Source organism: Paenibacillus sp. RUD330, assembly GCF_002243345.2.
In the GTDB taxonomy this organism is placed as follows: Bacteria; Bacillota; Bacilli; order Paenibacillales; family Paenibacillaceae; genus Paenibacillus_O.
Map to the genome: position 1 here is coordinate 3753862 of NZ_CP022655.2, position 24570 is coordinate 3778431.

37 protein-coding genes and 1 pseudogene are annotated in these 24570 nt (G+C 55.4%); 7 read left to right on the plus strand and 31 right to left on the minus strand.

What is annotated here, in order from left to right; translation table 11 throughout:
• Window positions 1-27: 27 nt before the first annotated feature.
• From CIC07_RS17015 to CIC07_RS17070, 13 genes are all read right to left on the minus strand, one after another.
• Complete coding sequence (locus tag CIC07_RS17015) at window positions 28-363, minus strand: hypothetical protein (RefSeq protein WP_240923483.1); 336 nt, start codon at window positions 361-363, stop codon at window positions 28-30.
• A gap of 30 nt (window positions 364-393) precedes the next feature.
• Window positions 394-558, minus strand: coding sequence for a hypothetical protein (locus CIC07_RS17020; RefSeq protein WP_157741931.1), 165 nt, complete (start codon window positions 556-558; stop codon window positions 394-396).
• A gap of 42 nt (window positions 559-600) precedes the next feature.
• A complete protein-coding gene (locus CIC07_RS17025; RefSeq protein ID WP_094248108.1) occupies window positions 601-849 on the minus strand; it encodes an ASCH/PUA domain-containing protein in 249 nt (82 codons plus the stop codon).
• 299 nt (window positions 850-1148) lie between these two features.
• Window positions 1149-1847, minus strand: a complete 699-nt coding sequence (locus CIC07_RS17030) for an ERF family protein (protein WP_094248109.1) — start codon at window positions 1845-1847, stop codon at window positions 1149-1151.
• A gap of 3 nt (window positions 1848-1850) precedes the next feature.
• A complete protein-coding gene (locus CIC07_RS17035; RefSeq protein WP_094248110.1) occupies window positions 1851-2060 on the minus strand; it encodes a hypothetical protein in 210 nt (69 codons plus the stop codon).
• A gap of 2 nt (window positions 2061-2062) precedes the next feature.
• Window positions 2063-2236, minus strand: a complete 174-nt coding sequence (locus CIC07_RS17040) for a hypothetical protein (RefSeq protein WP_165895342.1) — start codon at window positions 2234-2236, stop codon at window positions 2063-2065.
• Entirely contained in the window at window positions 2205-2336 is a 132-nt protein-coding gene (locus CIC07_RS25700; protein ID WP_277345179.1) for a hypothetical protein, read from the minus strand. The genes CIC07_RS17040 and CIC07_RS25700 overlap by 32 nt, the downstream gene beginning before the upstream one ends.
• 184 nt (window positions 2337-2520) lie before the next feature.
• Window positions 2521-2808 carry a hypothetical protein gene (locus CIC07_RS17045; protein ID WP_094248111.1) on the minus strand — a complete coding sequence of 96 codons (288 nt, stop codon included), beginning with the start codon at window positions 2806-2808 and terminating at the stop codon, window positions 2521-2523.
• The gene (locus CIC07_RS17050; RefSeq protein ID WP_094248112.1) at window positions 2805-3104 is read right to left on the minus strand and encodes a hypothetical protein; all 300 of its coding nucleotides are present in this window, start codon (window positions 3102-3104) and stop codon (window positions 2805-2807) included. The genes CIC07_RS17045 and CIC07_RS17050 overlap by 4 nt, the downstream gene beginning before the upstream one ends.
• A 126-nt stretch (window positions 3105-3230) precedes the next feature.
• The gene (locus CIC07_RS17055; RefSeq protein WP_157741932.1) at window positions 3231-3509 is read right to left on the minus strand and encodes a hypothetical protein; all 279 of its coding nucleotides are present in this window, start codon (window positions 3507-3509) and stop codon (window positions 3231-3233) included.
• Between the two features lie 39 nt (window positions 3510-3548).
• Complete coding sequence (locus CIC07_RS17060; protein WP_157741933.1) at window positions 3549-3716, minus strand: cell division protein FtsZ; 168 nt, start codon at window positions 3714-3716, stop codon at window positions 3549-3551.
• A gap of 69 nt (window positions 3717-3785) precedes the next feature.
• Complete coding sequence (locus CIC07_RS17065) at window positions 3786-4445, minus strand: Rha family transcriptional regulator (protein ID WP_094248115.1); 660 nt, start codon at window positions 4443-4445, stop codon at window positions 3786-3788.
• A gap of 70 nt (window positions 4446-4515) precedes the next feature.
• A complete protein-coding gene (locus CIC07_RS17070; protein WP_094248116.1) occupies window positions 4516-4719 on the minus strand; it encodes a helix-turn-helix transcriptional regulator in 204 nt (67 codons plus the stop codon).
• Window positions 4720-4901: 182 nt separating this feature from the next.
• On the opposite strand from CIC07_RS17070, the gene CIC07_RS17075 reads away from it, so the two are divergent.
• Together CIC07_RS17075 and CIC07_RS17080 are read left to right on the plus strand one after the other, a co-directional pair.
• Window positions 4902-5261: a helix-turn-helix domain-containing protein gene (locus CIC07_RS17075; RefSeq protein ID WP_094248117.1), complete on the plus strand. Its 360-nt coding sequence runs from the start codon at window positions 4902-4904 to the stop codon at window positions 5259-5261.
• A gap of 164 nt (window positions 5262-5425) precedes the next feature.
• A complete protein-coding gene (locus CIC07_RS17080) occupies window positions 5426-5644 on the plus strand; it encodes a helix-turn-helix transcriptional regulator (RefSeq protein ID WP_094248118.1) in 219 nt (72 codons plus the stop codon).
• Window positions 5645-5887: 243 nt separating this feature from the next.
• Here the strand turns inward: CIC07_RS17080 and CIC07_RS17085 are convergent, their stop codons facing one another.
• From CIC07_RS17085 to CIC07_RS17095, 4 genes are read right to left on the minus strand one after another with little or no spacing between them, the layout of a single operon-like run.
• The gene (locus tag CIC07_RS17085; protein WP_094248119.1) at window positions 5888-6247 is read right to left on the minus strand and encodes a hypothetical protein; all 360 of its coding nucleotides are present in this window, start codon (window positions 6245-6247) and stop codon (window positions 5888-5890) included.
• 14 nt (window positions 6248-6261) lie between these two features.
• The gene (locus CIC07_RS25705; protein WP_277345180.1) at window positions 6262-6384 is read right to left on the minus strand and encodes a hypothetical protein; all 123 of its coding nucleotides are present in this window, start codon (window positions 6382-6384) and stop codon (window positions 6262-6264) included.
• On the minus strand, window positions 6377-6904 hold the full coding sequence (locus CIC07_RS17090; protein ID WP_094248120.1) for an accessory gene regulator B family protein: 528 nt from the start codon (window positions 6902-6904) through the stop codon (window positions 6377-6379). The genes CIC07_RS25705 and CIC07_RS17090 overlap by 8 nt, the downstream gene beginning before the upstream one ends.
• Window position 6905: 1 nt before the next feature.
• Window positions 6906-7559 carry a hypothetical protein gene (locus CIC07_RS17095; RefSeq protein WP_094248121.1) on the minus strand — a complete coding sequence of 218 codons (654 nt, stop codon included), beginning with the start codon at window positions 7557-7559 and terminating at the stop codon, window positions 6906-6908.
• Window positions 7560-7714: 155 nt separating this feature from the next.
• Here CIC07_RS17095 and CIC07_RS17100 point away from each other — a divergent pair, with 155 nt between their 5' ends.
• A complete protein-coding gene (locus CIC07_RS17100) occupies window positions 7715-9268 on the plus strand; it encodes a recombinase family protein (protein ID WP_094248122.1) in 1554 nt (517 codons plus the stop codon).
• 14 nt (window positions 9269-9282) lie between these two features.
• Here the strand turns inward: CIC07_RS17100 and CIC07_RS17105 are convergent.
• A pseudogene (locus CIC07_RS17105) lies at window positions 9283-9717 on the minus strand (sigma-70 family RNA polymerase sigma factor); the annotation flags it as partial.
• Window positions 9718-10026: 309 nt separating this feature from the next.
• Here CIC07_RS17105 and CIC07_RS17110 point away from each other — a divergent pair.
• Window positions 10027-10341 carry a hypothetical protein gene (locus CIC07_RS17110; RefSeq protein ID WP_076354429.1) on the plus strand — a complete coding sequence of 105 codons (315 nt, stop codon included), beginning with the start codon at window positions 10027-10029 and terminating at the stop codon, window positions 10339-10341.
• Window positions 10342-10354: 13 nt separating this feature from the next.
• Window positions 10355-10600, plus strand: coding sequence for a hypothetical protein (locus CIC07_RS17115; protein ID WP_076354427.1), 246 nt, complete (start codon window positions 10355-10357; stop codon window positions 10598-10600).
• 96 nt (window positions 10601-10696) lie between these two features.
• Here the strand turns inward: CIC07_RS17115 and CIC07_RS17120 are convergent, their stop codons facing one another.
• Both CIC07_RS17120 and CIC07_RS17125 read right to left on the minus strand, forming a co-directional pair.
• Complete coding sequence (locus CIC07_RS17120) at window positions 10697-11428, minus strand: NAD-dependent protein deacylase (protein WP_076354425.1); 732 nt, start codon at window positions 11426-11428, stop codon at window positions 10697-10699.
• An 89-nt stretch (window positions 11429-11517) separates the two neighbouring features.
• The gene (locus tag CIC07_RS17125) at window positions 11518-12474 is read right to left on the minus strand and encodes a 3'-5' exoribonuclease YhaM family protein (RefSeq protein WP_076354423.1); all 957 of its coding nucleotides are present in this window, start codon (window positions 12472-12474) and stop codon (window positions 11518-11520) included.
• A gap of 265 nt (window positions 12475-12739) precedes the next feature.
• On the opposite strand from CIC07_RS17125, the gene CIC07_RS17130 reads away from it, so the two are divergent.
• Window positions 12740-13180 (plus strand): hypothetical protein, encoded by a 441-nt coding sequence (locus CIC07_RS17130; RefSeq protein WP_076354421.1) that lies wholly within the window; start codon window positions 12740-12742, stop codon window positions 13178-13180.
• Between the two features lie 80 nt (window positions 13181-13260).
• Here the strand turns inward: CIC07_RS17130 and nfsA are convergent, their stop codons facing one another.
• The 11 genes from nfsA to CIC07_RS17185 all read right to left on the minus strand — a co-directional run bounded on the left by nfsA (window position 13261) and on the right by CIC07_RS17185 (window position 22658).
• Window positions 13261-14010 carry an oxygen-insensitive NADPH nitroreductase gene (gene nfsA, locus CIC07_RS17135; protein WP_076354419.1) on the minus strand — a complete coding sequence of 250 codons (750 nt, stop codon included), beginning with the start codon at window positions 14008-14010 and terminating at the stop codon, window positions 13261-13263.
• Between the two features lie 104 nt (window positions 14011-14114).
• Complete coding sequence (locus tag CIC07_RS17140; protein WP_094248123.1) at window positions 14115-14558, minus strand: MarR family winged helix-turn-helix transcriptional regulator; 444 nt, start codon at window positions 14556-14558, stop codon at window positions 14115-14117.
• 183 nt (window positions 14559-14741) lie between these two features.
• Window positions 14742-15611 (minus strand): urease accessory protein UreD, encoded by an 870-nt coding sequence (locus CIC07_RS17145; protein WP_076354417.1) that lies wholly within the window; start codon window positions 15609-15611, stop codon window positions 14742-14744.
• Entirely contained in the window at window positions 15608-16363 is a 756-nt protein-coding gene (gene ureG / locus CIC07_RS17150) for an urease accessory protein UreG (RefSeq protein ID WP_076354415.1), read from the minus strand. The genes CIC07_RS17145 and ureG overlap by 4 nt, the downstream gene beginning before the upstream one ends.
• A gap of 155 nt (window positions 16364-16518) precedes the next feature.
• Entirely contained in the window at window positions 16519-17187 is a 669-nt protein-coding gene (locus CIC07_RS17155; protein WP_327205362.1) for an urease accessory protein UreF, read from the minus strand.
• Window positions 17188-17240: 53 nt separating this feature from the next.
• The gene (gene ureC, locus CIC07_RS17160; protein WP_076354411.1) at window positions 17241-18956 is read right to left on the minus strand and encodes an urease subunit alpha; all 1716 of its coding nucleotides are present in this window, start codon (window positions 18954-18956) and stop codon (window positions 17241-17243) included.
• Window positions 18953-19321 (minus strand): urease subunit beta, encoded by a 369-nt coding sequence (locus CIC07_RS17165; protein ID WP_076356824.1) that lies wholly within the window; start codon window positions 19319-19321, stop codon window positions 18953-18955. The genes ureC and CIC07_RS17165 overlap by 4 nt, the downstream gene beginning before the upstream one ends.
• An 81-nt stretch (window positions 19322-19402) precedes the next feature.
• Window positions 19403-19708, minus strand: coding sequence for an urease subunit gamma (locus tag CIC07_RS17170; protein ID WP_076354409.1), 306 nt, complete (start codon window positions 19706-19708; stop codon window positions 19403-19405).
• A 414-nt stretch (window positions 19709-20122) separates the two neighbouring features.
• Complete coding sequence (locus CIC07_RS17175; protein ID WP_234992877.1) at window positions 20123-21268, minus strand: sensor histidine kinase; 1146 nt, start codon at window positions 21266-21268, stop codon at window positions 20123-20125.
• Window positions 21258-21968, minus strand: a complete 711-nt coding sequence (locus CIC07_RS17180) for a response regulator transcription factor (protein WP_048749621.1) — start codon at window positions 21966-21968, stop codon at window positions 21258-21260. The genes CIC07_RS17175 and CIC07_RS17180 overlap by 11 nt, the downstream gene beginning before the upstream one ends.
• A 183-nt stretch (window positions 21969-22151) precedes the next feature.
• Window positions 22152-22658 (minus strand): copper amine oxidase N-terminal domain-containing protein, encoded by a 507-nt coding sequence (locus tag CIC07_RS17185; protein ID WP_076354407.1) that lies wholly within the window; start codon window positions 22656-22658, stop codon window positions 22152-22154.
• 200 nt (window positions 22659-22858) lie between these two features.
• Between CIC07_RS17185 and ilvD the strand changes: the two genes are divergently transcribed.
• A complete protein-coding gene (ilvD, locus tag CIC07_RS17190) occupies window positions 22859-24544 on the plus strand; it encodes a dihydroxy-acid dehydratase (RefSeq protein WP_234992876.1) in 1686 nt (561 codons plus the stop codon).
• The last annotated feature ends 26 nt before the right edge of the window (window positions 24545-24570 follow it).

Genomic DNA, 24570 nt, shown 5'->3' on the forward strand with positions numbered 1-24570 from the left:
CCCTCCTTATGAAACTGACTCAGCCGGTCAGAGAACTTCTGTCAGAATGCGGAAATCCTTGAACATACGATTTTCTACAGTCACCTCGACCGGCTTCCCTTTCAGTTGCGAGACCGTCCTGCATTTTGCGTCTTTGAGAATCCGGTCAAGGAATTTCATTTGCTGGACCAAGTAATCTCCAAGCGCTTCATCTGTTTTCTCCCATGCCTTCTCGTTCAGATTGACCGTATATTTCCCGCCGTCTCCAACGCCGCCGCCGTCGAAATGAAATTCCAGTTGGAGGCCGATCAAGAACTCATGTCCGTTTACCTGTCCGAACTCTGCGGACGTGATCTTTCCGAGATGCCGCTCTACCATGCCCATCGAATCTATCTCTCCCTTTGGTTGAATGTATTAACTTTCGATTATCAAGTTGAAGATGTCTGCCTTTACACCGCACGCTTGCTCAATTAGCTCGCTCTGCTGCTCGCTGCCCAGCGCATCGAATTCATCCGGGGTGAAGTCCAGTTCTACCGTGAATACCTCTGTCACCGTCGCCAGCCCTGTCACTTTGATCATGGTTATCTCTCCCTTGGGGTGGATTGAAATGCTTGAATCCGGTCAGTGTATGGCGAGTATCACGAATCCCTCTTTGACATAGTTGGGATCTGATAAGATATAGAGAACTTTCCTGGAACAGTCGCGCCCGGTATACCCTTCCTCAGCAGGGTCCCACTCTCTGAGCAAAAGTTCATCCCCAACACGATATGGACGGTCTGCTTTCCTGACCTCGAAGGTCTTCTGCTGGTCATAAACAGCCTGGAAAAATTCCGGCCAGATTTTCAAATGATGAACAGTGACTTCGCTCACTCTCTATCCCTCCTCGTGAAATGTCTCCAACCATTCCCTACCTTCACGGCAGCTGTCTGCCCAGCGATGACACGGGGTGCAAAGGTGCGCAAAGTCATGCGCGGTAGGCTTACCCTCCGACTTCCAGCGGCGGGCCGTGTGCGCTAATTCTGTGGCTCTAGCGCGGTCACAGCGTTCGCAGGCTCCACCACTCCGCTCGTGGACCTCCCGGCGCACGGCTTGAGTGGCTTCGCTTCTCGTTGTGCGGCTCGGTTTAAACCGCTTATAGGACGGCTTTGGTACAGCTCTGACAATATCCATCAGAATGGCAGCGGTTCTTCTACAGGCTCAGGCTGGTAGGACTCCAGCCGCTTGATTACGGCGCTTGCGTTGGTGGAGCTGAGTTCCGTTGTGTGTGCGACCCCATATCCTTTGAGCATGGTGCGATACATGTCATCCGGGATTTTCTTCTCCAGTAGCATCTTCTTAATCAAACCGATCTGAGCTGGACTTATCGGCCTTACCGGATTGCCTCCTACCTGCCCGCCAGAGGCGTTTGAAGGCGGCGGGGCGGAGTTGCTGCGAGCCGGAGTATTCGCTGTATCCTGTGCCCGTTTAGGAGCCTCCGAAGCCTTGTTGCCATCGTCATCCACCTCTGTCCCCAGCGAAAGGAACGCCGATAGACTGTAGCGCCTTGCGTAGGTACCACCGCTGCCGGCGCCTTGCGGATCGTCCTTTGAAAGCTTGCAGGTGAAAGGCTCGCTGGTCATCCATTCGCCTGATTCATGCATGATGGTCGTGGCACATGACAGCGTGCCAGGAGTATGGCAGAACAGGTCTTGCATAACGAATAGTTTGTGGGTGGAAAGTACCGGTCGGATCTCCTCCAGGATGTTGGCAAGGTCCGCGTATTTGCTCTTGAAGTGAGGATTCTCCGCATTTTTGGCGATGTTCTCAATCTCGCTGTTTGCCGCGCAGAGAGCTGCGGCGATCTTGGCAATCGTTTCACTCTTTTGCATGGGTTAAGCGCCCCTTTCAATGGTCATCACAACCGGCTCCAAGCGCCATTTTTCCAGATCCTCCGGCCGGTAGATGCTCACTTGCTTCCAGCATTCAGCCTCTTCCAGGGAGCGCCATCTAAACGCTCCCCACAGGCTCTTGGTGGGCTCTGCAAGCCTCCCCCAGTAAAGACCGTCATCTCGCACCAGCACATAAGCTTCGCGAGTTTCCATGACTACCACGCTCCGTTTGTGGTATACTCGCTGTAGGAATTTTTATCTGTTTCTCCAACTAGCCCGGTGCCCGCCGGGCTTTTTGGCGTCAATAAAACGAAAGCATCCACTTCCGCGTCATCTCCGTGTTCCATTGCAAAGTCTTCAAGCTGATTTATTACCGACCGAATGTCCATGTTTGCCACCTCCTTTCCAGAAGGTCTGCGCCACTTGCTTTACGTCCTCCATCTGCAGCTGTCCGGCTTGGATGGCTTTTGCGAGGTCCGGCATGGTCATTTCGCATTCCTCCTTTCGATTTTCATCAAACTCAGCAGCAGGACTTCAGCGGCCTTTCTTGCATTAGCCAGCTGGCGTTGTTGTCGCGTCATCCTTCACCAGCCTCCTTCCTTGCCGGTACCATCGTGCATAAGACTTGAGGATAACTCGCCTGAATGCCCCTTCTTTCGAACTGGCATATAGATCAATTAGTACCCGTTCGTTTTTCAGCCTCAAATTCAACACTCCTTTGCGTGATATCCATTTGCACCGCGATGTGTCCGTGAAGCTCCGGCCGCTTGTATTCGGGGTGTTTCTTGATGAAGTCATCCAGGGTAGGCGATCCGCCAGCCATTACGGTCCTATGGGTGTACGCGGTGACAGCTGCCCTCAGCCTTTCAAGAATCTGTTCCCCGTAGAGTGCTGCCCGCTGCCGGAGCGACAGGCGTTCCCAAAACTCGTACTGCTCGATTTCGTGCTGCAGTTGGCTCATGCCGATTCCCCCTTCTCAATGCCGGTCAGCGTGTTCCACAGGCTATCCATGTCGATCAGCCAGATTCGCTTTCGTGCGCCCTCCGAATCGCCGTTCTGCAAGCACTCCAGCACCTCTTGGATACCGTAGATCGAATCGTTCAGCACCTTTTCCGGCGTCTTCGGTGCGCGGAAGTCGATCAGCGACTTGATCTCCGGTTGCGGCTTCTTCTGCTCCCGCAGCCATTCGTAAGGGTTGATGCTCGTTTGCTCTTCCCGGCCGTAACGTTCCGTTTGCTGGATGATGGGATGGTCCATGTTAAGCCTCCTCCTGTTTAATGCCGCCACTTAGGCAGATCTGGCACACTTTAACTTTGATCCCGGCAGCGCCTAAAGTGGCAGGTTTCTTTCCGGCCCAACCACACTTTGCACACTTCCAAACCTTCATTCCTCTTCCTCCATTCGCTTCATCATTTCATCCAGCACCGCCTGGGCATCTTGCTCGAAAAACCGCACGGCGATCTGCTCGCGTTCTTCAAGACTAAAATTGTACTTAAACGATAGGTTTGCTCGGCTTAAAGCGCTGGGGTAGCCCATTTCCGCTACCGTCGCCTCTGCATCTCGCCAAAAGTAGAGGTAAGCGTGTTTTCGCTTGGCGGCCGGGGAGCGCAGCCGGTGGAATTTCTCTATCGCCTGTCGGAGTCGGTATGTTATGAGCTTCACGCGGCTCCCCCTCACTCGATATTCAATTGTCCGGTACAATCAGAGTTCTTCCCCTCTTGCGATGATTTCTTCGATGATGGCCCAGGCGGCTGTGGCGATTTCGGAATCAATCTCAGCCTGTACATCCGGATCGTCGGAGATCATGGAGTCGTTGATATGCACGGTGGCATTTCCAAGCTGATAAGTAGCTGCGTACTTCTTTTCCATGTCATCACCTCTACCTACATGCTTATGAGGTGTGATGGGTTGGACGGCCCTTATCATTCGTTATGCCTCCTAAGCTGCCCGAGGTCTCCAGGCATTGATGTAGTTCAGAAGTTCTTGAAGTTCGATTCGACGGACGTCTTTGTAACTTGAAACCGCCCAGCGATCTTTGATTTCTCTATGGAGCTGACGGAAATATTCGCTGCGGATGTTGGAGTCTTCTACCATACCGTAGACCCTGGATGCCACTGCCCGTTGTACTTTGCGCTGTTCTCCACTGAATAGGGTGATTTGTTCGTCGACCTTAGTCTCAATGGAAGCAATTCGATCCTCGACGGTGTTCATTCGTTCTTCGTGATCGATCATGGCCTTCATCATTACAACTCTTTGTTGCCGTTCGTCCATGATTTCAACATTGTTCTGCTGACGCTTTTCCATTTCTTCAAACTTAGTGACATAAGCTGCCGTGAAGAGAATTCCTTTTTCACCGGTCATCTTGTTCGCTACCATGTCGCATCCTTTTCGAGTAAGCAAGTAACATTTAAGCGTTCTCCCTGTTGAGTCAACATACGAGCTTTCGATGAAGAAATCACTCGGCCCAATTTTGGACTCAGTAAGAATCGAAGCGTACAGATCAATGTCTCTCAACAAATGCTTGTGCAATTTTCCGGTCACATCTGCGATTTCGCGACTATCAGCCAACAACTTCCCTTGTATGCTGACAAGCTTCATGATATTTCCGCCTTTCCGTGTAGATTTATTTGTTATAAAATTCACTTAGCTTTCATAAGATAATTTTCGATCACGATACGCGATCAATTTGAGCAAAAAAAAGATCATAGATACTCACTCCGAAATGTTTTGCCAGTTTGGTCCTTAGCTCCTGCCTCGGAAACCGCTGGCCGGACTCAATCATCGCATACGTGCTGTAGGGAATACCGATTTGCTTAGCCATCTCATGTAAGGATCGGTCTCCACGAAGCTTCCGAAGCTTTTGGTTCCTCATATTCTCACCTCCTTAATCACGGATCGTGATCGGCTATAACTGAAGTATACGATCACTAAACGTGATCGTCAAGTCCTTTTTGGAAATTTTTTCGCATTTCGTGACTGTGTAGATCAACAAGCGGTAAATACACAACTGGTCACATTATGTGATAATATTTGAATTAGATTTGGAGGTGCTTTATGGAAACATTTGGTTCGCGGTTGGCCTATTTGAGAAGTAGAACCGGTTTATCTCAAGAGGAGTTAGCAGAGCGGTTAAAGATAGCAAAAAGCACTTTGGGTATGTACGAAACAGGTAAGCGTGAGCCAAGTCATGAGATGACTGCGCGAATCGCTGATTATTTTGAAGTTAACATTGATTGGCTCACGACTGGGAGGGAAAGCGTGTATACGCAGCAACTTTCAAAACAGGAGTTATTGTTGAAAGAGATTGTGGAGAAGTATGAAATTGACTTAGAACGGCCGGGAAGTAAGGAGAAATTAGAGAAAATTATTCAGGTGGTATTTGAAGACGTTGAGCGGAACTCCAAAGAAAATTGATTAGCTCGTCTTGGTTTTCTTCACTAAGTTCTGGGATATCAGCAGCAAGCCCAGCAACAACCTTCTGCGGTTCTGTCATTCCAGTCAACTCCTCGGCGTCTTCTAATAAGTTAATGATACTAAGAACACTTGTTCCTATCAACTAAAAAGTGAGGAGTATCGTTATGGCTCTCTTTGAAGCCGGGCGATGCTTACTCCGTCAGTTCCGAGAAGATAAAGGCATAACACAGCAAGAACTTGCTGACCTTGCCGGTATATCTCGTTCGCAGTTGTCGGCTTATGAAAGAAGAAAGTACACCATGAATATTGAGGATGCCCGTTCCTTTGCGGAAATCTTCAACTGCCACATCGATGACCTGTACGATTGGAAGCGAATTGACTGAGCGAGCAGGCGAAGAGATAATCTCTTCCGCCCCTCGTGAAAACAGACAAGATACATAACGCATATATTGAGTCAACTATTAAAAGGGAAGCTTACATAATCAAAGTATCACACCGTGAAACTCATATGGTGTCGAATCTTGTATTAGATAGTCAAACAATCAATACTAGTATCGATTTTACTTTACAGAATCTGTATCAATAGGATATAATTTCTTCCCAAAAAAAAGAGACCGCCCATTTGGCTAGTCTCTTATTAGATGCGCGATTAAATGCCTATTCCCCTTGGAAACAGTCCCCACTACCCCATTAGGAAAATGGGCTTCCAATTTGTTATAAGATTCTTTCACGTAATCAATGTTCTTTATATTCAGAAGGTTGGTTGAATCCAGAGCAAGTATCCCGAATTCTAAAAATGCAACCTTACATGCATCCAAGGTTAGAAATACGCTGTATACGCCATCCTTAGTATAAAACCGAGGAACATGGTAATTTTTCTTGGGCTGATAGGAATCGATCTTGTATATATCAGCGATCTTGAAAAACACGCACTCCCCGGTTTCTTTGCCATTTTCAATTCTCATTCCATAGATCTCATCGTTCATTATGCTCGACTCACTTATTTTTTCAATTCTTTAGGGACGGCAGCAGAACCGAGAATGACTTTGAACTCAACATTAGCCGCTTTTTCACCTGCAGCTTGCAAATTCTTTTGCAGGAAGTTTGAAATGATCTTATTCAACTTTTATCACCTCCTTTTTATGAACAAGCAAAGTTGACTGGAAAAAGAAGACGAGAGCAAGTATTGGGTTTAGAAAATAAAGGTTGGAGAGGATTAATAGAACGGCGAGAAATTTCATTCTTTGAGACATTTCATGGCTGAGGTTTGTGTCTTGTTTTCGAAATGGGGCGAAGTATAAGAACATAAGTACGCTAATCACGGACAATATTAGCACGATCGTCTTCGAAAGATCAATAAGAGGAATTGGAAAAATTAATAGAGCTGTTACGATCGAACACCACGTAAGTGAATTTAGATGATGCCCGCCCGATAAAAACCGTATCAAGCAAAATGAAAAAAAGGCAAAAAGTGTTTGGCCAAGATTATCGGTGCTTAAACCAGCGACAGCCGTAAGAACAAGTGCCAAGAAAAAATTTAACGCAAGCCCTATTACCCAGGCCATAACCTCTACACTTGAAGGACCTTCTGGATCTGCTTCCTTTATATATGTTGCTAATTTTCTAGATGCTTGTTCAATCACTTTAGTTCAGATCTCTCCTTTTAGACAGGTAATAGTTCATTCCGAAAACAGCTAAAGAGATAAAGAACAAGATGTTGGAATTCAACTTTTGAAAAATAAAAAGCGTCCCCAAAATAATTATGAAAGCGGCAATATTGCTTAATAGGATACCCTTGTTTATAAGTTTATTATAATCTTCTTTTAAATAAAAACTGTGCGGCGGTGCGGCAATGAATGCAAAGCCGAAATTGAACACCTTATAAACTGCTGCCACCAAGAAGGCGAGAATTATGCCGCATACCTGAAGGATATAAGCTGAGAAACCATCAGCGCTAGATAAAAAGTTCTCGTCCATTCCGGTAAGTGTCATAAATTGATAGATAATCAATTGAATATCTAAATATAGCAATAATGTTGTAGCTATCATAATAGAGGAAAAAATGAATCTATACTGCATCACATATCTGAAGAACAACAGAAAAGATATCGCCTGTAAAGGAAAGTCAATTACATACAAATTCAATCTCACTCTTAGGTAATAAGACGTTATTGAAAGAATGATGGCTAGTATTCCTATTTGGAGAATCCACTCTTTGAGGGGCTGTCTATAAATTTTCAAAGCTAATGCAAACACAGCAAACACATCAAAAACACCAATAGCGACATATGTAAACATTCCGGCCCACCTTTGAGTTTAATACCACAATTATACATTCGACTGGTACTTTTTTACTACACACAATACGAAGAATTAGACAGGCAATAAATCGCAGTTCTCCGTTAACGTTCATTGACTTATAATGACTTTATCAACGAACTGCAGGAGGAACTATGGAAAAGGTGTGCATGTACCTGCGAAAGTCCAGGGCGGATATAGAAGCTGAGGCTCGCGGCGAAGGCGAAACTCTGATGAAGCACAAGAAGGCGCTGCTGAAAGTTGCTAAGCTGCAGGAATTGAACATTGTGAAGATCCGCGAGGAAATTGTTTCGGGGGAAAGTCTCTTTCACCGGCCGCAGATGCAAGAACTGCTCCGAGAGGTCACGGACGGCCTATATGACGCTGTGCTGGTCATGGATATGGATCGCCTGGGCCGGGGTGATATGGAAGAACAAGGCCTTATTCAGAAGGTCTTTCAGCAGAGCAAAACGAAGATCATCACGCCGCGCAAGGTCTATGACCTGACGGACGAGTGGGATGAAGAATACAGCGAGTTTGAAATGTTCATGGCTCGCAAGGAGCTTAAGATCATCAACCGCCGGCTGCAGGGCGGTCGCGTTCGCTCTGTCGAGGAAGGCAACTACATCGGCACCCGCCCTCCCTACGGTTATGAGATCCATAAGTCCGAGACTGGCCGGACTCTCGTTCCGCATCCAGAGCAAAAGGATATTGTCCGCATGATCTTCGACTGGTACACGAGTCCAGACAAGCAGTTGGGCAGCAACAAGATTGCCAACCGCCTCAATGATATGGGCATTAAAACATATACAGGGATTAAGTGGACGTCCCCGTCCGTCCTGACCATCCTAAAGAATGCCGTCTACAAGGGAACAATTGAGTGGAAGAAAAAAGAGAGCAAGAAATCCAAGGAGCCGGGTAAGGTTCGTACTGTTAAGATGCGCCCCCAGGAAGAAGTAATTAGCGTGAAGGGTAAGCATGAGCCGCTAGTCAGCGAAGAGGTCTTCAAACGGGCTCAGGAAGTCTTGGGAGCTAAGTACCACGTGCCCTACCAGCTGGAGAATGGAATTACAAATCCCCTAGCCGGTCTGATCCGTTGCGGAAAATGTGGTTCTTCGATGGTGTTGCGGCCCTACACCAATCAAAAGCCCCATCTGATGTGCTATAACAAGTTTTGCGACAATAAGAGTTCCCGTTTTGAATACGTCGAAGAAAAGTTTATTGAAGCTGTTCGCATTTGGCTTGAGCAATACAAAGTTGTTTGGGCTACTCGGAAGAAAAAGGACACAGGTAACGCTGAGATCCGACTTAAAGAATTGGCTATCAACTCGCTTGAAAAAGAACACTCGGAATTGGAGACACAAAAGAGTCGGCTGCATGATTTTCTGGAGCGAGGGATTTATGATGTCGATACCTACCTGGAGCGTTCGAAGAATCTTGCCGATCGGATGGATGAAATCAAGGTAAGCCTGGAAAAGACAAAAAAAGAACTCCACAGCGAAAAACAGACTGTGAAGTCCCAAAAGGAAATCAATCCGAGTGTCGTTGAAAATGCACTCAAGCTTTATCACCGGACTGAAGATCCGGCGAAACGAAATACGTTAATGAAATCCATTGTGCAGATCGCCACGTACACGAAAGAAAAGACACAACGCAACGATCAATTCAGCCTCGAAATAAGCCCGAGAATACGCGGAAATCAGGGTTAGTACAGATAACCACTAAGTGTTAATTCATTGCCTTCCTTGTCCGTACCGATGGGATCGTGCAGGGAAACGTCCTTGCGCGTTTTCTTCAGCGAGCGGAGATGCATCAGGATCTCGTTCTCGATGCATCGGGCCGCGAACGTCGCCAGCTTCGTCCCCTTGCCCGTCTGGAAGCTCTCGATCGCCTTGATCAGTCCGATCGTGCCGATGGAGATGAGGTCCTCCGCATCCTCGCCGGTGTTGTCGAACTTCTTGACGATGTGGGCGACAAGCCTCAGATTGTGCTCGATCAGCAAATTCCGGGATACGGGGTTGCCCTCGGCCATCAGCTTCAGATGGCGCAGCTCCTCATCCTCCTGCAGAGGCTGCGGAAAGGCGTTGTTTTTGACATAGGATACGAGCAGGCTGAGCTGCTTGATGAACAGGGCGATTGCGGCAAATAATCCAGGCATTTTTCGGGCCACCCCCATGCAGTATTACCGGCCCTGCCGAGGGCACCGGTGCAAGTGTACTGACAGTTTATGTGGGCGCCCGCCCATACGTGCCTGTACGGAGCAGACAGACGCAAAATATGTCGCATCCGTGAAAGGATTCAAAATCGCCTCAATCGGGTACATCTTCTCCGTCCCAGTAGAAAGAAGCCGATGAAAACAAATAAAATCATTTATTTACTAATATTTAAAGAAAAGGTATTCACTTCCCAAATCTTCCTGTCGATAAATTCATCGTTCTGACCATAGTTAAGGGGAGAGTTAAAAAGAATGGAATCCACCTTCCAACCGCCGGCAGGCCAGCAGCCTCCGGTACCGCCGGGATACGCGCCCTATGCAAGCGGCGAAGTCGTCAGCGTCAAATCCTGGCTCGGCTCGCTTGTCATTCTCATGATTCCCATCGTCAACATCGTCTTCCTGTTCGTCTGGGCGTTCGGCGACAGCGCGAACCTGAACCGGAAGTACTTTGCCCGGGCCTATCTGTTATGGGCGCTGATCGGCATCGTCCTCTACATCATCATGCTGGCTGTTTTCGGCGCGGTCATGTTCAGCGCCTTCAAATCCATGAACGATATGAACGTTTAAAAGGAGAACCCCTATGTCCTATCAACCGATTCCGACCGGCAACTCCGAAGTCATCCGCACCAGCTCCTGGATGGTGACGATGCTGCTGCTGGCTATTCCGATCGTCAACATCATCATGCTGTTCGTATGGGCGTTCGGATCCGGCGTCAATCTCAACAAGCGCAATCTGAGCCGGGCTTACCTGATCCTTATCCTCATTGTATTCGGGATCTCGCTGATCTTCTTCCTGTTGTCTCTCGCAGCCGCATCGGGTCAATAATCGACGCTTCCCGCCATCCTCAACCCAAAAAAAGCCCAGGCAGAGAATTCTCTGCCTGGGCTTTTCGCCTTCATGTGCAGGACGCATGCGAATCGTTCAACGAGGGTAAAGGGAGCCCAGCACGTCTCCGACATTACCGTCCGAAATATAGTTCGCATAAGAATCGAGCGGAGTCGGCGTCCGGTTGACGATAATAAGCTTGTCGCCGCGGTATAGGCTCACGAGGCCTGCAGCCGGATGCACCGTCAGCGACGTGCCTCCCACGATGAGCGTGTCGGCCTGCTCGATCTCGAACGCCGCACGGTCCAGGATATCCGTATCGAGGTTCTCCTGGTACAGCACGACATCCGGCTTGACGATGCCCCCGCAGGCCGTGCAGAGAGGAACCGGGCGCGGATCGCGCAGGACGGCGGACAACGGATATTTGAGACCGCAGTCCATGCAATCGTTGCGGTGGACCGATCCATGCAGCTCCAGCACGCTGCGGCTGCCGGCGAGCTGATGCAGGCCGTCGATATTCTGGGTGACGACCGCGCTCAGCCGGCCTTCCTGCTCCAGCCGGGCCAGGGCTCGATGAGCGGCATTGGGAAGCGCTTGGGGATAGACCATATGGGTCCGGTAAAAGGTATAGAAATCAGCCGGATGCTCCATGAAGAAGTCCCGGCTCAAAATCTCTTCCGGCAAATACGTTTTGCTCGTACGCTGCTCGTACAACCCGTCCGCCGAGCGGAAATCGGGAATCCCGCTTTCGGTCGAGGTTCCTGCCCCGCCGAAAAATACGATGCGCCGGCTGTCGGACAAAATCGTCTGCAGATCCGCCTGCTCCATGCGGCCACTCCCTCTTCAGGTTCATTTCCCACCTTTACCCCGCAGCTGCAGGGGCTGACGCCAATGCGGCCAAAACTAGCTGCCGGCTTCTACAAGCTGGTTTTGAAGATCGCCTTGTTTTCCAACCCGCGGATCATCGGCGTCCAGCTGTCGGCTTCCGGTGTAGAGCCGAGCGCGTCCTCGACCATCTGCAGCTTGGCGTCGAGCGAATCGATGAAATGGAGCGCGACCGCCTCGGCCATTTGCGGCTGCACGGGGCTCCCCCATTCCCCGAGGTTGTGATGGGACAGCACAAGATGCTGAAGCGCCGTTGCCTTGGCGGACTCCAGCTCGATGCCGAGCTTCAGCGCCGCTTCCGTAATCCAGCCGGATATGAGCGCCAGATGGCCGATCAGCCGGCCGCGATCGCTGTATTCGGAGACGATGCCGAGCTGCGCGTTCATTTCCTCCGGCTTGGCCAGATCATGCAGGATGATGCCCGCAATGAGAAGATCCCGGTTCAGGAACGGCCTCTGCATGCAGAGAAATTCTCCGATCTCCAGCATCCGCACCATATGGTAGGCAAGGCCCGCATAGTAGGCATGATGATGGCTTTTGGCCGCGGGGTAATGCTCCAGCCGATCTCCCGCCTTCACGACGCAATAAGCGGTTATTTCCCGAATCTGCACGTCCTGGATGGAGTCGACCTTGGCGCGGATGCTCTCCATCAAGGCGTCGGGAGCGACGGGAGCGGCACGGATGAAGTCCGTCAGCTGCAAATTGTCCTCCGGCGCGGCAGGCCGGATCCGGGATACCTTCAGCTGCAGGCGTTCCCTGTACAGCTGCACGGTCCCCTGTACTTTGGCCAGCATCATCGGCTTCAGCGTATCTTTCTCATGCGGCTTCAAATCCCAGTACTTGGCCGTAAGCTGGCCGCTTGAATCCGAGAGCACAAGATCCCAGTAATCCTTGGGAGGCGTCGAATTGGTCAGCTTGACATCGAGTTCCTTGACCAGATAGAACCCTGTAAATTCGTCCTTGTCGTTCAGACTGCTAATCAACGTCATGCAGCAGGCTCCTTCCGGGTGTTCATTCCTGTCTCCAGTATACTACGGAACGGCCCTGCCAGGCTCGTCATCGCTTTAGCGTGGCAAGCTGTTCGAAGCCCGCACCCTCGCCAACAGCTTCCTCTCCGTCAGGAAGCGTATGGACTGCCGGACGATTGGAAACCCTTGCAGCAGGGTATAAACTGCCTATCAAGTCAATCGTACAAGGCAAATCGAACGATAAGTGAAGATATGGGGAAGATCCATCAACCAGGAGGGGACAAGCATGGAAGACAAGAACAAGGAAGGTCTCGCGACGGAAAAAGACATCGATCCTCGATTCGGCATGTTCGAGGACCAGCGCGAAGGAAGCCGGGTGCAGAGCGCCGAGGAAGAGCTTTTGCGCACGTATCCTTCCGGTGAAGGCACTTATGGAACCGTCCAGGTCGACAGCTACACCGTATCTTCCTCCCAAGCGAACGCCGCGCTGGCGGATGATGTCGACGGGGCGGAAGCGCCGAGTCCGGATCAATACGCCAAGCAGCGCGACGGCGGCGACTATGCCGAGGAAGTTCCTGTCGGCGTGCGTTCTGTGAACGCCGATCCGGACCTGCTGGAGCTCGCCGACGATACGCCCGTCGATCCCGCCGCGCCGCCCGAGGAATTCCACGGCACCGATCTGTTGAACGGAGTCGGGGCTCACCCGGAGGAAGAAGACCGGGAATGACGGCCTCGATGACCAGGACATAAATTAAGCAGGGGCTGCGCGGCTATATGCCGTGCGGCCCCTGCTTCTGCTCGTCCGCTTCAATCCTCGAACGAAAATCCCTGTTCCCGCAAGAAATCCCCGTAGCTGCGCGATGGATACTCGGTGCGCCCTTTCATCTCGCGCGTCCACGACGATTCCCTGCCGCCGCCGGAACGGTTGCGGATGTATTCCGCATAGAGGCTGTCGTAGCGCTCCAGATCTTCGGCATAGCCATTTTCCCTATACCGGTTCTCGGCATACATGCTCTCCAACGGCAGCCGCGGCCGATGATCCGGCCGCTCGTCGGGAACGCCGATGCACATGCCGAATACAGGGTAGACGAGAGGCGGCAGTCCGAGCAGCTCCGACATCGCCCTCATGTCGTTGCGGATTCCGCCGATGTACACGATGCCGAGTCCCAGAGACTCGGCTGCGGCCGCCGCGTTCTGCGCCGCGAGCGAGGCGTCGACCGTCGCCACAAGGAAATACTCCGTCGTCGCGGAGAAGCTGCCTCCATGCATGGAGACCGCTTCTCCGAAGCGGCTTAGATCGGCGCACCAGACGAGGAAGACAGGCGCCTCCCGGACATGGCGCTGGCTGCCCGCGACATCGGCGATCTGGTTCCTCAGCTCGGGATCGGTGATTCCGATGACGCTGTACGCCTGCATATGGCTGGAAGAAGAAGCTTGACGGGCGCAGGCCAGAACGGCGTCCAGCTGTTCGCCGGTGACCGGCTCGTTCTTGTAGCGCCGGATGGAGCGGTGGTTCATGAGCAGCTTGATGGTCTCGTTGCTGTCGCCGGCTTGCATGATGCCAGCCTCCTTTCGGGGACGAAAAACCTCCTGTCCATTATAAGGGACAGGAGGTCGGGCTGCCAGCAGCCGCCGGAGCCATCAGGCTTGAGGGGAATCCGTCACTCCGACTGCAGATTGGCGATCATCCGGTCGAAATACCGGAGCATCTGCTCCATATCCGTCCCGTCCATTCCCTCGTACAGCTTATACATCAGCTTCTGCTTGGTCTTGCTCACCTGCTCGAGCAGCTGCTTGCCGTTCGCTTCGATATCGAGCAGCACGACTCTGCGGTCCTGCTCCCCGCGCTCTCTCGATATATAGCCCAGCTCGACCAGACGGTCGGGCAGTCCGGTCACCGCGCCGGAAGTAATTTGGAGCCGGTCCGCCAGCACCGATGCCTTCTGCGGACCTTCGGAGGACAACAGGCTGAGAATGCGGACATGCGTAAGGCCAAGTCCATGTTCGTTATCCCGGTTCCATTCGGAGTTGATGAGCTTGCGGACGAGCCTGAACCGGTCGTCCAGCTGCCTGATCAGCTCTTGCGATACCGCTTCATTGACCATGCTTCTTTCACCTCCAGACCCCTTTGGAAGTAAGTTGGGGTTATTATATCCTTTTCCTCTAAAAATCTTCAATGTAAAGCTAAAAAAAGAAACCTGACAGACGCAGCCCCGTTCGTTCAAGATGGGCAAGGGCTGCCTCAATCCTTGAACTACGCAGAGCAGGACGGTCAGGTTTCAAAAAGTTTAGTTCAAAGCTTTACGGAGCGGGTCCGGCAAATCCGGCCTCAGCAGCTTCCTCGCCGTCAGCCAGGCATGCTCAAGCGCCCGCTGCAGCGTCCATGCGCTGCGGGCGCCGGCCTGTACTACGAGGCCGCTTCTCCATGTCAGCGAGACGCCGCTGACGACCTCCCGTCCGGGCACCGGCTGGAGAGAATCCATCGCTTCGCGCAGCTTCTCCTCCAGGCGGCGGTCCACCAGCGACGAGAAGACGCAGAAGGTTCCCCAATGGGTCATTCCCTGCCAGCTTCCCGGCGCGCCGAGCAGCTGCTCGCCGGGAATAATGCGCTGGTTCTGGCGATAGATCAGTTGTCCACCCTCATAGACAGCAAGCTTGCTGTCCAGGCGGCGATAGCGGAATACTTCTCCGCGCAGCGTCCGGCCCGGACAGAGCACCTCGGCCTGCATCCAGCATGCGCCGGGAGCGAGCATCACTTCCGTATCCGAGGCGAAGGCCGCATCTGCGAACAGCATGACCGGCTCGGGCATATGCTCCATGACCGCATGCTCGCCGATGATGAACCGCTGCCGCAGCGATGCGCCGCCTCCTCCCGGACACGGATGCACCTTGAGGAACGACTGATTGGAAAGCTGGACCATCGTATTGCTGCCGGCCGTCCAATCCATCCGGTACGCATCGCCTTCCAGCATGCCCGGCGACACATCCATGACGAGAACACCCGCTCCGCTGCCGAGCGGAAAGCTTTTGGCGATCTTGATGGGCGAAGTATGGTAGCGCTCCTGCAGCCGCGTCGCGCCGGATCGATGCTCGAATGTTGCCCGAAGCTCGGATACCCGGATGCCGCCCGGCGCTGCCGCTTCCGGGACCGTACTCAATGGGAGTGTCCGTCTCCGCCGGAAGCCGTATCGGAGGCGGCGGCGCTCTCGCCATGAGCATGGCCGCGGTCGTGATGGGCATGGCTTCTGCCCTGCGCATGGGCGATCTCATGCTCCAGCCAAGCGGCGATCTCCGCCGTCCCTTCGCCTCCGAACAGATTGGAGAAGACGAACGGCCGGCCGCCGCGCATGCGGCGCGAGTCCGCCTCCATCACCTCGAGGCTTGCGCCAACATGAGGGGCAAGGTCGGTCTTGTTGATGACGAGCAGGTCGGAGCGCATGATGCCCGGACCGCCCTTGCGCGGTATTTTCTCCCCTTGGGCAACGTCGATGATGTAGATGAACCGGTCCGCCAGCTCGGGGCTGAACGCGGCGGCCAGATTGTCGCCGCCGCTCTCGATGAAGATGAGCTCCAGCGGGGAAAACCGGCTCTGCAGCTCCTCGATCGCCTCGAAATTCATCGAAGCGTCCTCGCGCACAGCCGTATGCGGGCAGCCGCCCGTCTCCACGCCGATGATCCGCTCTTCCGGCAGAACGCCTGTCGCCGCCAATATCCGCGCATCCTCCTTGGTATAGATGTCGTTGGTGATGACCGCCAGGCTGTACTTATCCTTCAGCGCTTCCGCCAGCCGCTCCACCAGCTTGGTCTTGCCGGAGCCGACCGGTCCGCCGATGCCGATCCGGATCGGCCTCCCGGCCGGGATCGGATTGGTCTCCCATTCCACATGCGTATGTCCTTGTCCTTGGCACATTCGTAACTCCTCCTAATGATCGTATGGATTGCGAATTGCTGACGAGCCGAAGCTCAAGCTTCCTCGCGCATGCCTGACCAACGTCGTCCATCCGTTCAAATCCACGCCGTCAGCCGATTTCTGTCCATCCTGAGCGAAGCCTTCCTGCCGGGGGTTCAGGACATGAACAACCGCGAGTACAGCGTCTCGTGGCGGATCATGGCCAGCTCGGCGTAAGGCATGTTGCTCCAAGCCTCTTCCGGCTCCATGCCGAGCGTTATCCCGGCGGCCCGCCCGGCATCCGCCGACAGCATGGCCAGCATGCGCTGGGCTTCCGTCTGCCCAATGGCCATCAGGCGAAGCGCGCTGTTCACCGCATTGCCGATGCTGCCGTACAGCCACCCCTGCACGGCCTGCTCCCGGCCGATGCCGCTCTGCCAGCAGATCCAGCCGAATACGAGCGGATGGGTCAGCAGGCATTCCCCTTCCCGGTATGCCTTCTCCAGCTCTTCCATGCGGCATCCCGGATAGATCGACGCCGCCAGCGCCAGCAGGCGCCGACCCATCTTCTCCATCCCGGAGCGGGTCTCGGTCCCGATGCGCTGGACATGCACGATGCGCTCGGCCGCCCATAACCGCCGATACTCCCCTGCCGGCGCATCCCGGTATACGGCGGAGACGACCAGCGCATCCGTCGTCGCCCAGCTCTGCTCCAGCATCGCGCGCAAATACTGCTCCAGATCGGCGGAGCTGCGGATGCCGCCTTCCTGGATCAGCGTCTCCAAGCCGAAGCTGTGCGAGAAGCCTCCGATCGGCAGCGCCGAGTCCAGCAGCTGCTGCAGCACGAGCCAGTTGGCCGGAGGGGAGGGGAGAGAACCGCCGCTTCCGTTGCCGGAGGTCAGAATAAGAAGTACCTTTGCGCCATCGGCACGATTTCCGCAGGCTCGCAGGTCGCATGGACACCGTCCACCGTCACCTTGTAGGTCTCCGGGTCGACCTCGATGACGGGGGTGGCGTCGTTATGGATCATGTCTTTTTTGGATACCGTCCGGCAGCCCTTGACCGGCTCCACCCGCTTCTGCAGGCCGAGCCGCTCCGCGATGCCGCTGTCATGGGCTGCTTGGGAGACGAATGTGATGCAGCTGCCGTACACCGCCCGGCCGTAAGCGGCGAACATCGGGCGGCCGAACACCGGCTGCGGCGTCGGAATCGAGGCGTTGGGATCGCCCATCTGCGCGAAGGCGATCATTCCGCCCTTCAGCACGAGATCGGGCTTCACTCCGAAGAACATCGGGCTCCAAAGCGCAAGATCGGCGAACTTTCCCGGCTCGACGGAGCCGACGAGATGGGAAACGCCATGGGTAATGGCCGGATTGATCGTGTATTTCGCCACATACCGCTTGATCCGGAAGTTGTCGCCATGCTCATCGTCCGGGGCCAGCGGCCCGCGCTGCCTTTTCATCTTGTCCGCCGTCTGCCAGGTTCGGATAATCACTTCGCCGACGCGTCCCATTGCCTGGGAATCGGAGCTCAGCATGCTGAACACCCCCATATCGTGCAGGATATCCTCGGCGGCGATCGTCTCGGGACGGATGCGCGAGTCGGCGAACGCCACATCCTCGGGGATGCGCGAATCCAGATGATGGCATACCATCAGCATGTCCAGATGCTCCTCGATCGTGTTGACCGTGAACGGACGGGTCGGATTCGTGGAGCTCGGCAGCACGTTGAGCTCTCCTGCCGCTGAGATGATGTCGGGGGCATGCCCTCCTCCCGCGCCTTCGGTATGGTAGGTATGGATCGTCCTGCCGCCGATGGCGGCCAGCGTATCCTCCAGGAAGCCGGATTCGTTGAGCGTATCGGTATGGATCGCAACCTGCACGTCGTATCGGTCCGCCGCCTTCAGGCAGGCGTCGATCGCGGCGGGAGTGGTTCCCCAGTCTTCATGCAGCTTGAGGCCGATCGCTCCCGCCTCGATCTGCTCGATCAGCGGCTCCGTGAAGCTGGCGTTGCCCTTGCCGGTGAAGCCGAGATTCATCGGGAAAGCTTCGGCGGCCTCCAGCATGCGCTGCATATGCCAGGCACCGGGAGTGCAGGTCGTGGCGTTGGTGCCCGTTGCCGGACCCGTGCCGCCGCCGATCATCGTCGTGACGCCGGAGGAGAGCGCCGTCTCGATCTGCTGGGGACAAATGTAATGGATATGGGCGTCGATGCCTCCCGCCGTGACGATCTTGCCTTCGGCGGCTATGACCTCCGTGCCCGCTCCGACGGTCATGCCGGGCGTGACGCCGTCCATGATGTCCGGATTGCCGGCCTTGCCGATCGCCACGATATGTCCGTCCCGGATGCCGATGTCGGCCTTGACGATGCCCCAGTGGTCGATGATGACGGCATTCGTGATCAGCGTGTCCAGCACTCCGTCGCTGCGGAGCGCCCGGCTCGACTGGCCCATGCCGTCGCGGATGACCTTGCCGCCGCCGAACTTGCATTCGTCGCCGTAGACGGTGTAATCCTTCTCGATGACCGCCCACAGCTCCGTATCGGCCAGCCTTACGGCGTCCCCGGCGGTAGGGCCGAACATGTCCGCGTAGCTTCTGCGGTCCATGTATCTCATGCCTGCTCCCCCTCCCAAGCCTTCAGGCGGGCTCTCACCTCATCCGGCATCGCGCCGGCAGCCGCCGGTCCTCTCGTCATGCCGCTCAGCCCGAAGCCAAGGCGGCTTCCGCCGAGCTCGACAAGCTCGACCGGCTTCTCCTCGCCCGGCTCGAACCGCACGGCCGTGCCGGCAGGTATGTTGAGCCTCATGCCGAAAGCCTGCTCGCGGTCGAAGCTCAGCCCGCGATTCACTTCGAAGAAATGGTAATGCGAGCCGACCTGGACCGGCCGGTCTCCTTGGTTGACGACAAACAGCTCCGCGGTCCGCCGGCCTTCGTTGAGCTTGATCTCTCCCGGCAATATCCGGTATTCCCCTGGTATCACGGGCATTCCCCTTTCCCTCAAAAGCATGGCGCCCGCAGCTCCCGAAGCCGTCTCGACCGGCCTCCGGCTGCTGCCGAACGATCAGCCCGATATGGGCTGGTGCACGGTCACGAGCTTCGTCCCGTCAGGGAATGTCGCCTCGACCTGAACCTCATGGATCATCTCCGGTATGCCCGCCATCACCTGGTCCCGGCGCAGGATCCGCGTGCCGTATTCCATCAGGCGCGCGACCGTAAGGCCGTCTCGGGCGCCCTCCATGATCTCGGAAGTAATGAGCGCGATGCTCTCGGGATAATTGAGCTTGACTCCCCGGTCAAGCCGCCTGCGAGCCACGTCGGCGGCCATTGTGATGAGCAGCTTCTCTTTTTCCCGCTCATTCAACTGCATCCCTTTCACCCCTTATGCCAGAATTAGTTCCATTATAGTCACGCCGGCGGCGGAAGTAAACATGTTATGTTAGTAAATCTAACATCAACAAGCCTTCGCTGCATGCAAAAAAAGAAGCTTCCGCCTTGGGCGAAGCTTCCTGATTCCATGCCGCTATGCTGTTCCTTCGATCACATCGCCGCTCTCCAGCGGCTGCTCTGCTACCAGATCCGCAGCAGAATATCGACTAATCCCACGTTTTTGCCGCCGTCTCCGCCTACCAGCAGAACGGCCATCAAGATAACCGCGCATGCCATGACCATCATCCACAGATGCCTCAAGGACGTCCCCTCCTCAGCGTCATTGTCTGCTCCTATTGTAGCCGAGCCGGGAGAGGCATACCGTAACGTAATCCTAAAAATTTCTTAAGAAATCCTAAAGAGCGTCTAATGCTGTCGCTTCGCGTCCCTTTTCCGCCTGCGGGACAGCGGCTCCGGCCAGCGGGAGCCTGACCTGGAAGCTCGTCATGAAGGGATCGCTCGCCGCGGATAGGGTTCCTCCATGCTGCTCCACAATGCCTTTGGCGATCGCCAGACCGAGTCCGGTGCCGCCGCTGCCGTCGCCTCTCGCCTTGTCGACCCGGTAGAACCGGTCGAACAGATGGGGCAGATCGATGGACGGAATCATTTCTCCGTAATTGACCACTTCGACTACGGCTTCGCCTCCGGACCCCGAAGCGATCAGATCGACTCTGCCTCCATCCTTGCCGTAGCGGATCGCGTTGGCGAGCAGATTCTCGAATACGCGCACCATTTTGTCGGAATCTCCCGTCACCATCAGCTTGTCGGCCGGCGCCCTCAGCTCCGTGTCCAGGCCCGCCTCCTCCAGCGGCACCCGGTACTGCAGCAGCAGCTGACGGAGCAGCTCCGTCAGATTGAAGGTCAGCTTGCGCTGCGGCGCGGTCTCATACCTCATCTTGGTGTAGTCGAACAGATCGTTGATCAGCACGTGGAGCCGCTTGGACTTCTCGTAAGCGATGCTGACATAATGGCGCAGCTCGACTTCATCCCTGCACCGGTCCTGCTGGATCAGCCCGAGGTACCCGATGATGGAGGTCAGCGGCGTGCGCAGGTCATGGGAGACATTCGTGATGAGCTCGCTCTTGGTCTGCTCCGCCCTGCGCTCCTCGTCCAGCGACAACTGCAGCTTGTGGACGAGATAGTTGATGTAGGAAGCGAGATCTCCCAGCTCGTTCTTCTGCCGGACGGGAACCTTGTAGCCGAAATGCCCGTCGGCGATATAGCGGACGCTGCGGCTGACGTCGCGGAAATACCGGAACTGCCTCTGCTGCAGCAGCAGCAAATAAACGAGGAACAGGATCAGGGCCAGAATGACGAGCGTGAAATCCCCCAGCTGGTCGATCATCAGATGGGCGAAGGAGCGCAGCGACGGGAACGTCACCGCCAGCCTCTCGGCGGCGATGACCATGAGCGCGGAGGTGATGACCGCCAGCGCCGCGCTCGCCGCCAGATGAACGAGCAGGCGGACCGTCATGTCCTTGACGATAGTGTCATCCTTCAATTTTGTAGCCTACCCCCCATACGGTCACGATGAACTTGTCTCCGGTTTCCTGCTCGAGCTTGTCCCTCAGCTTGCTGATATGGACCATCACCGTATTGTTGGACTCGTAGAACTTCTCTTTCCATACTTGCTGGAAGATGTCCTCCGCGCTGAATACCCGCCCCGGATGCGAGGCGAGCAGATGAAGAATGGCGAACTCTGTGCTCGTCAGATGCATCTGCCTGCCGTCCGCGCGCAGGACGACGGCATGGGTGCTCTTGTCGATGCGCAGCGGCCCGAGATCGACCGCCTCCTCCGCATCCGCGCCTCCGGCCTGCGAGGACTTGGGATATTGATAGGCCCGCCTAAGCAGGGATTTCACCCTTGCGACCAGCTCCAGCGGGTTGAACGGCTTGACCATGTAGTCGTCCGCTCCCGTCATGAGTCCCATGATCTTGTCCATGTCCTCGGCCTTGGCGCTCAGCATGAGGATCGGAACGGGAACCTCGTGGTCCTTGCGGATTCTGCGGCACACCTCGAGGCCGCTCAGCTTCGGCATCATGATATCGAGAACGACCAGATGGTAGGACCCGTCCGCAAGCAGCGCGAGCGCTTCCTCGCCGTCATGGGCGGTCGCCGTCTGGTAGCCTTCATTGGATAGATAAATTTGGATCAATTCCGCAATCTCGCGGTCGTCGTCGACGATCAGCAGCTTTTTCACAACCGATACCACCCCTTACAGCCACTATACCGCAGAGCCGGGCGGCTTGAAAGGCATGGCGGCCAATCGTCAGACAGGTTTAAGCTTTCCTTTAGGTTTCCTTTAACATGCAGCAGAAAGACCCCGCTCCTGCGCCATGCAGGGACGGGGTTCTCCATACGGCCGCGGATAGGCGGAAGGCGATCAGCTCTTGTCGCTGGCAGCCTTGTCCGTAATGTTGATCAGATTCTGATCCGGGTTGTACCAGCAATAGGCTCCGAGCGACTCCGATACAAATCGCAGCGGCACCATCGTCGCGCCGCTCAGGTTGCGCGCCGGCACGTCCAGCTCGACCTTGTTGCCATTGATGGAGGCCGCCGTCTTGTTGACGGTCAGCTCGATTGTGGTCGTCCCTTTCGTCGCCTTGATGCTCTGGTCGAACTGGTTCCAGTCCACCTGGGCTCCCATCGCTTCGAACACGCCGCGGAGCGGGACGAGGGTTCTGCCTTTCTCGATGACCGGATCATGGTTCATGTCGTACGACGTTCCGTTGATGATGATCCGCGGAAGCTCCTTGGCGGCATCGGCTTGAACGGGAGCCAGCAGTCCCGCTCCGGCAATAAGCGCGGCCGCTGCGACTGCGGCGGCTGGCTTCAGCTTGCGGAATCCTGGGGATGCAGGACGGGCGAAGAAACGGTGAATGGGACTCATGGATGGGTTTGCCTCCTTTGGCAATGGACGGAATGAACGGCTCTGATTGTTATTAAACCGCTTTCGGCCGGAAAAAACGGCGAAACGTCTTCATTTTGCGACCGCATCATCGAAGCGAAGCATCAATGCGGCAATCTGTAGTCAAGCCTTCCCCACTATGGTAGAATCATAGAATGACGTTATACCTGGGAGGGACAGACATGGCACCGAAGAAAATGCGTTCCGATATGATCAAGAAGGGCTTCGACCGCGCCCCGCACCGCAGCCTGCTGCGCGCTGCCGGCGTCAAGGAAGAAGATTTCGACAAGCCGTTCATCGCCGTCTGCAATTCATACATCGATATTATTCCGGGCCACGTGCATCTCCAGGAGTTCGGCAAAGTCGTCAAGGAAGCGATCCGCGAAGCCGGCGGCGTGCCGTTCGAGTTCAACACGATCGGCGTCGACGACGGCATCGCGATGGGCCACATCGGCATGCGCTACTCGCTCGCCAGCCGCGAGATCATCGCCGACTCCGTCGAGACGGTCGTCAACGCGCACTGGTTCGACGGCATGGTATGCATCCCTAACTGCGACAAGATCACCCCCGGCATGATGATGGGCATGCTGCGCGTCAACATCCCGTCCATCATGGTCAGCGGCGGTCCGATGAAGGCCGGCCGCACCAGCGACGGACGCGCGATCTCCCTGACGAGCGTATTCGAGGGCGTCGGCCAGTTCATGGCCGGCAAGATCGACGAGGTCGGCCTGACCGAGCTGGAGCAGTTCGGCTGTCCGACATGCGGCTCCTGTTCCGGCATGTTCACGGCCAACTCCATGAACTGCCTCGCCGAGGCGCTCGGACTCGCTCTTCCGGGCAACGGCTCCATTCTAGCCGTCTCGCCGGAGCGCAAGGATTTCGTCCGCGAATCCGCCCGCCAGCTCATGAAGCTGATCGAGCTCGATCTGCGTCCGCGCGATATCGTGACCGCCGAGGCCATCGACAACGCCTTCGCGCTGGACATGGCCATGGGCGGCTCCACGAACACCGTTCTGCATACGCTCGCCATCGCCCATGAAGCCGGCATCGACTACCCGATCGCCCGCATCAACGAAGTCGCCAACCGTGTGCCGCATCTGTCCAAGCTGGCCCCTGCCTCCGACCTCCACATGGAGGATGTGCATGATGCCGGCGGCGTAAGCGCCGTTCTGAACGAGCTGCTCAGGAAAGAAGGCGCGCTCCATACGGAATGCATGACCGTCACCGGCAAGACGATCCGCGAGAACGTCGAGAATACGGAAGTGAAGCGCCGCGACGTCGTCCGGCCTATCGAGGATCCGCATTCCGAGCGCGGCGGCCTGGCCGTCCTCTTCGGCAACCTGGCGCCGGACGGCGCGATCATCAAGGTCGGCGCCGTAGACAAATCCGTCGGCGGCTACCACCGCGGACCGGCCATCTGCTTCGACTCCCAGGACGCGGTTCTGGAAGGTCTCAGCAAGGGTCTCGTCAAGGAAGGCCATGTCGTCGTCATCCGCTACGAAGGACCGAAGGGCGGTCCCGGCATGCCGGAAATGCTCGCCCCCACCTCCCAGATCGTGGGCATGGGACTCGGTGCCAAGGTCGGCCTGATCACCGACGGCCGCTTCTCCGGCGCATCGCGCGGCATCAGCATCGGCCATATCTCGCCTGAGGCAGCCGACGGCGGCCCATTGGCCTTCGTCAACGACGGCGACATCATCGAGCTGGACATGAACAACCGGACGATCCAGCTGGAGATCAGCGACGAGGAAATGGCCAAGCGGCGTGCGGAATGGACCGGCTTCGAGCCGAAGATCAAGCGCGGCTACCTGGCCCGCTACTCCCATCTCGTCACTTCCGCCAGCACCGGCGGCGTCATGAGAATCTGATTCACGCCATAACCGAACAATCCCCC